At 62.8% G+C, this 1,039-nt stretch carries 1 pseudogene; it reads right to left on the bottom strand.

Going from position 1 to position 1,039, the window contains the following annotated elements:
- A pseudogene (locus OKA11_RS24410) lies at window positions 1-945 on the bottom strand (Tn3 family transposase); the annotation flags it as partial.
- Between the last annotated feature and the right edge of the window lie 94 nt (window positions 946-1,039).

Genomic DNA, 1,039 nt, shown 5'->3' with positions numbered 1-1,039 from the left:
ATTTTGGGCATCGGAAACGCCGATCTTTTGGCGCAGCGGCCGCAGCGTTCCGCCCGTTGTGCTGGCGTCCGTCCACAGGTAGTCGCCCGTAAGATTGATGTGCTGCCAACCCAACGGCGACAAGTACTGGAGCAACTCGGGCTGGATCTGTTTCCCATGCCGCTCCAGATGGTGCAGTACCGCCTCCATGTAGGTCGTGTTCCACAGGACAATGGCTCCGGCGACCAGGTTGAGGGCGCTTGCCCGGTGTCCCTGGGCCTGAATCCCATGGTCGCGAATCCGACCGGTGCGGTGAAAGAAGATCGCCCGCTTGAGGGCGTTCTGCGCCTCGCCCTTGTTCAGCTCACGTGTGGCGCGGCGCCGTTCTTCCGGCTTTTCGATCCAATCGAGGGTGAAAAGCGTCCGTTCGACCCGACCGACCTCGCGCAGCGCCAGGGCCAGACCGTTGGCGCGCGGATAGGAGCCGAGGCGCTCGAGCATCGTAGACGCACTCGTGACGCCGGTCCGGATCGACGTCGCGAGGCGGACAATATCTTCCCAGTGACTGGCAATAAGCTGCTCATCGATGGCTTGCGCGGCCAGCGGGGCGATGTCCGGACCGGGCCGCGCATCACGAAAGAGATGGAGCCGCCGCGCGGCGATGTTCGGAATCCGCGGTGCGAACTGAAAGCCCAGCAGGTGGCACAGCGCGAAAACGTGATCGGACACGCCGCCGCCGTCGGTGTGATGACGTTCGATCGCCAGTTCGGCACCGTGATGCAACAGGCCGTCAAGGACGTGCGCAGCCTCACTCGCGCTAGCGGAAATCACCTTGGCATGAAATGGCGCATACCGATCCGAAACGTGGGTGTAGAAGGAGACTGACGGTTCGCTGCCCTTGTGCGGATTGACTGCACCGGTCGCTTGGGCGCGCCGATCGAGCGGAAAATTCTGGCCATCGGAACTCGGTTAGCGTCCGCGCTCGTGGTGTAATTTCCGGTGTAGATTGAGGCGATCGCATGGGTGGGGCATGCCCCACCCATGCGAATTCGATCTCGGT

The sequence above is a fragment of the Novosphingobium clariflavum genome (assembly GCF_026420865.1).
GTDB classification, from domain to species: Bacteria; Pseudomonadota; Alphaproteobacteria; order Sphingomonadales; family Sphingomonadaceae; genus Novosphingobium; species Novosphingobium clariflavum.
Note: the sequence above shows the minus strand (reverse complement) of the source record. Positions and strands in the feature narration are given on the sequence as shown.